The organism is Campylobacter sp. CFSAN093229 (assembly GCF_011068225.1).
Lineage (GTDB): Bacteria > Campylobacterota > Campylobacteria > Campylobacterales > Campylobacteraceae > Campylobacter_D > Campylobacter_D jejuni.
Genome location: NZ_JAAMXB010000019.1, coordinates 1 through 5,340, shown reverse-complemented (window position 1 = coordinate 5,340; position 5,340 = coordinate 1). Strand labels below are relative to the sequence as shown.

The following is a 5,340-nucleotide window of genomic DNA, read 5'->3' as shown; positions in this document are numbered from 1 at the left end:
AAAGATTTGTAAATTAATAAAAAAAAGATATAATTATGTTTAAAATTAGAGAAAGGAATCAATATGAAACAAGGAGATTTTACAGAGGTTGCAAAGCATTATCATAATAGACCTGCTTATAGTCCATTTTTACTTGAAAAACTTGTAGTTTGTATCAATGATAAAAATAAAAATTTAAAAGATTTAAATATTGTTGAAGTAGGAGCTGGAACTGGAAAACTTACTAAGATGTTGGGAGAAATGTTTGGATGCCAAATTAGCGCTGTGGAACCAAACGATAATATGCGTGAAGAAGGGCAAAAATTTACACAAAATTTATCAAATATTTCTTGGCACAAAGGAAGTGGTGAAGAAACCTGCATGAGCAATAATCAAGCTGATTGGGTCATCATGGCTAGTTCTTTTCATTGGACAGATCCTAAAAAATCTCTCCCAGAGTTTAATCGTATATTGACAGGGGGGGGGTATTTCACTGCGATTTGGAACCCTCGCCACATTGTAGAGGGTTCGGTTTTTGATGAAATCGAAAAGGAGATTAAACATATTGTTCCAGAGCTTGCTCGTGTAAGCAGTGGCACTCAAAATGTTAAAAAATGGGAAGAAATTCTTGTTTCAACAGGAGATTTCACAGACTGCTTTTTTATGGAGTGTGACTATAAAGAGTTTTGGGATAAAGAGCGTTATCTTGGAGCTTGGCATTCTGTAAATGATATACAAGCACAAGCAGGTGAAAAAAGATGGAAGGAAATTTTAGAGATGATAGAAGCTAAAATTTCTCATATGCAAAGTATAGAGATTCCTTATAAAATAAGAGCATGGACAGCTAGAAAAGCATAAAATACCTCCTTTTTTTCATCAAGCTTGTCAAAGATGAAAAAAAGGAAATAAAATGCAAAAACTAGTAGAACAAGTGTGGGATTATACCAAGCATGCTAAATTTTATAGCTATAGACCAAATTATGCTCCAAAAACTATAGATATGCTAATTAGTCTTATTGGAAAAAAAGATATCAAGGTGGCTGATATCGGTGCAGGAACTGGAAATTTAAGCATTATGCTTTTAGAAAGAGGATGTAAGGTAGTATCTGTAGAACCAAATGATGCGATGCGTGAGATTGGGATAGAAAGAACCAAAGGTGAGAAGATTGACTGGGTTAGAGCAACAGGCTTAAACTCAACACTTCAAAATAGTGAATTTGATTGGGTGACTTTTGGTAGCAGTTTTAATGTAATGGATAGAAATGAAGCCTTAGAAGAGGCACATCGCTTATTAAAATCAGAGGGATATTTTTCTTGTATGTGGAATCACAGGGATTTAAATGATCCTGTGCAAAAAATAGCTGAAGATACTATTGTAGAATTTGTACCAAATTATACAAGGGGAACAAGAAGAGAAGACCAAAGACCAATTATAGAGAGTCGAAAGGATCTTTTTGATCATATTGTTTATATTGAAGAGGATTTTTATTTTCATCAAAGCATTGAAAATTATATTAATGCATGGAAAAGCGTTAAAAATCCTTACTGGGATTTGGAGACTGATGAAGGAAATGAACTTTTTAATAAAATTAGTGATAAAATTTCACAAAGACTTCCTAAGGAATTTAGCATAAAATATACCACTCGTTGTTGGAGTGCTAAAAAAATATAAAACTAAGGAAAAACATGGCGGAGTTAAAATTTAAAACCAAAGCACAAAATTTAAAAAATTTACAAACAAAATTAAAAAAAGCAAAAGTTCTACCTTTGGTTTTAACTTCGCTTGAAGAATTAATATCAAATGAAGACAAAGTTTTACAGGACATTCAAACTTTAAAGGCTAATAGACTCATTATAAGAAGTTCTTCTTTAAGTGAAGATAGTATGAAAAACTCTAATGCAGGTGCTTTTCTTTCTTTGGCAAATATTAAAGCTGATTCTAAAGATAAATTATTAAAAGCTTTATATGAAGTTGCCAATTCTATGCCATCAAAAAGCGATGAAATTTTAGTTCAACCCATGCTTGAAAACATTACTCTTTGCGGTGTTGGTTTTAGTGTTGATAAGGATAATTTTTCCCCTTATTTTTGTCTTCAATATGATGAAAATGGTTCAAATAGCTCTATTACAGATGGAAGTAGCAAGAGTGCAAAAACTTACTATCATTACAGAGATTATTTAGAATTTAAAGATATTAGACTTCAAAAAATTATAGAACTTATAAAAGAATTAGAAGTTTTATATGATTATCATTTTTTAGATGTTGAATTTGCATTTGCTATTCAAGATGATGAGGAAGAACTTTTTTGCTTGCAAGTGCGTCCTTTGGTTATGCATGAAAAAAATAATTTATTTCACTCTTTACCAAAAGAAGCTTTATATAGATTTTATAAACGTTTTGAGTCTTTAAAAGAATCAAGATCTAGAGTTTTGGGAGATAAAGCCATTTTTGGGGTAATGCCTGATTGGAATCCAGCTGAAATCATAGGGTTAAGACCTAAGCGTTTAGCTTTTAGTTTATATAAAGAAATCATTACGGATAATATCTGGGCGTATCAAAGAGATAATTATGGTTATAGAGATTTAAGATCCCATCCTTTAATCCATTCTTTTTTAGGCATTCCTTATGTGGATGTAAGATTATCTTTTAATTCTTTTATACCAAAAAAATTAGATGAAAAAATCGCACAAAAACTTGTCAATTTTTACTTAGATAAGCTTAATAAAAATCATGAATTGCACGATAAGATTGAATTTAATATTGTTTATTCTTGTTATGACTTTAATAGTTCTAAAAAATTAGAAGAACTTTTAAATCATGGTTTTAATGAAAATGAAATCAAAAGATTAGAATTTTCATTATTAGAACTTACAAATAAGATTATTAATCCTAGATCAGGGCTTTATTTAAAAGACATACAAAAAGCTTATAAGCTAAAAGAAAGATATGATGGCATTATTAATTCTAATTTTTCTTTAATTGATAAAATTTATTGGCTTATTGAAGAATGCAAGCGTTATGGAACATTGCCTTTTGCGGGAGTGGCTAGGGCTGCATTTGTAGCAATGCAACTTTTAAATTCTTTAGTTGAGATTGATTTTATAACTAAAGAGGAAAAAGATGATTTTTTAAATTCACTCAATACAGTGAGTAAAAATTTAAGCAAACAAACAAACCATCTTAATTTTCACAACAAGGATCAATTTTTGAAAGATTTTGGACACTTAAGAGCAGGAACTTATAATATTTTATCTCCAAGATATGATGAAGATTTTGAACTTTATTTTGATATGGATCAAAAAGATAGTAAAGTTTATTTACAAGATAAAGCTTTTGTTTTTTCAGAAGAAAAGATAAAAGCTTTAAATGCTTTACTTAGAGAACATGGACTAGAGATTAATGCTTGTGAATTTTTTGATTTTTTAAAGCAGGCTATCGAGGGTAGAGAGCTTGTTAAATTTGAATTCACTAGATTGCTTTCTAAGGCTATAGTTTATATAGAAGAATTAGGCAAATATTATGGTATTGAAAAAGAAGATTTGGCTCATCTTGATATAAAAAGCATTTTAAATCTTTATTCTAGTCTTTATTCTATAAATCCAAAAGAGCAGTTTATGGAAGAAATTAATCGCAATAAAAAACAATATGAACTTACACAAGCTATAAAACTTCCTTCTTTGCTTTGCAATGCCGATGAAATTTTTTCTTTTTATAATCATAGTATTATTCCAAATTTTATTACACAAAAGAGCATTACTGCATTTACGGCGAAGGAAAATGATAAAGATTTAGAAGGAAAGATTGTTTTAATTTATGCAGCAGATCCTGGATATGATTATTTATTTACAAAAAATATAGCAGGACTTATTACATGTTATGGGGGTGCTAATTCACATATGGCCATTCGTGCCTCAGAACTTGGAATGCCTGCTGTTATAGGAGTTGGAGAAGAAAATTTTGAAAAATATTTAAAAGCTAAAAAAATAAATATAGAATGTGAAAGTGAGCAAATATTTTGTTTATAGGTATTACTCAAAGGCTTATTTGCAACGAAAGTTATCATGAAGAAAGAGAATGTTTGGCTTTGGATTGGGGAAAATTATTTAATAAAGATTTATTTAAAAATTTTACTCCTCTTCCTCTTAGCTATGAAATAGATTTTTCTCATTATAAACATCTAATAAAAGCTGTGATATTAAGCGGTGGCAATGATTTAAGTTTTTATAGTCCTAATGTTTTATCTAAAAAGAGAGATTTATACGAAAAGCAAGTTATAGAAATTTGTTTAAAAGAAAAAATACCACTTTTAGGAATTTGCAGAGGAGCTCAAATGATAGCTCGTTATTTTAACAGCCATATAAGTCCTTGTGAAAATCATATAGGCAAACATGAAGTATTTTTCTCAAAAGAAAAATTTATAAGTAATTCTTTTCATAATTTTGCTATTGAAAAATTAGGTGAAGATCTTATAGAACTTTGCTTAGCAAAAGATAATACTATAGAAGCTTTTAGACATAAGTATGAAAATATTTTTGGTATAATGTGGCATATTGAAAGAGAAAATGGGCTTAATAATATTCAAATTTTAAAAGAGTGGTTTAGTTTAATCAAGGAATAATATGAATGCAATTATCTTAGCAGCAGGTTTTGGATCAAGGCTGATGCCTTTAACAAAAGATCAACCAAAGTGTATGGTTGAGTATAAGAATAAAAAAATAATAGATTATGAAATCGAAGCTTTAAAATCAGCAGGTATAAATGAAATAGCTGTTGTGGGTGGATATTTAAACGATGTGCTAAAAAATTATCTTAATAAATATGATATTGAGCATTTTTTTATTAATTCAAAATATGATAAAACCAATATGGTTCATACTTTTTTTTGCGCTAAAGATTTTATGTTAAAATGCATCGAAGAAAAACAAGATTTGATTATTTCTTATGCGGATATTGTTTATTTTCAAGATTGTGTGCAAAAGCTTATAAATGCCAAAGAAGAACTTGCTATAGTAGTTGATAAGTCTTGGCGTAAGCTTTGGAGCAAACGCTTTGCAAATCCTTTAGAAGATGCTGAAACATTAAAGATGAAAAATGGTTATATTATAGAACTTGGAAAAAAAGCTAATGCCTATGATGAGATAGAAGCTCAATATATAGGACTTTTTAAATTTTCTTATCAATTTCTTTCTGAAGTTATTGCTTTTTATGAAATGCTTGACCGAGATATTTTATATGATAATAAAAATTTTGAAAATATGTACATGACAAGTTTTTTGCAGGCTTTGATTGAAAAATACAACAACGCAAAAGCAGTGGAAATTGATGGCAATTGGTGTGAAATTGATTTTATGAGTGATTTA

General features: G+C 29.2%; 5 protein-coding genes. All 5 read left to right on the top strand.

Annotated features, from left to right (window positions below):
• Nucleotides 1-63: 63 nt before the first annotated feature.
• Nucleotides 64-837, top strand: coding sequence for a class I SAM-dependent methyltransferase (locus FBE93_RS08190; RefSeq protein ID WP_048818611.1), 774 nt, complete (start codon nt 64-66; stop codon nt 835-837).
• Between the two features lie 52 nt (nt 838-889).
• Nucleotides 890-1,651 (top strand): class I SAM-dependent methyltransferase, encoded by a 762-nt coding sequence (locus FBE93_RS08185; RefSeq protein ID WP_002931918.1) that lies wholly within the window; start codon nt 890-892, stop codon nt 1,649-1,651.
• Between the two features lie 14 nt (nt 1,652-1,665).
• A complete protein-coding gene (locus FBE93_RS08180; protein WP_165434359.1) occupies nt 1,666-4,005 on the top strand; it encodes a PEP-utilizing enzyme in 2,340 nt (779 codons plus the stop codon).
• Nucleotides 3,996-4,598, top strand: a complete 603-nt coding sequence (locus FBE93_RS08175) for a gamma-glutamyl-CDP-amidate hydrolase (protein ID WP_002931920.1) — start codon at nt 3,996-3,998, stop codon at nt 4,596-4,598. Before FBE93_RS08180 ends, FBE93_RS08175 begins: the two co-directional genes overlap by 10 nt.
• A 1-nt stretch (nt 4,599) precedes the next feature.
• On the top strand, nt 4,600-5,340 hold a 741-nt coding region (locus FBE93_RS08170), incomplete at its 3' end, for a CTP:phosphoglutamine cytidylyltransferase (RefSeq protein WP_165434358.1).

Excerpts from the sequence above, each read along its gene's own strand:
- FBE93_RS08185 (WP_002931918.1), top strand. The coding sequence starts at position 890 with ATGCAAAAACTAGTAGAACAAGTGTGGGATTATACCAAGCATGCTAAA.
- FBE93_RS08180 (WP_165434359.1), top strand. The coding sequence starts at position 1,666 with ATGGCGGAGTTAAAATTTAAAACCAAAGCACAAAATTTAAAAAATTTA.
- FBE93_RS08190 (WP_048818611.1), top strand. The coding sequence starts at position 64 with ATGAAACAAGGAGATTTTACAGAGGTTGCAAAGCATTATCATAATAGA.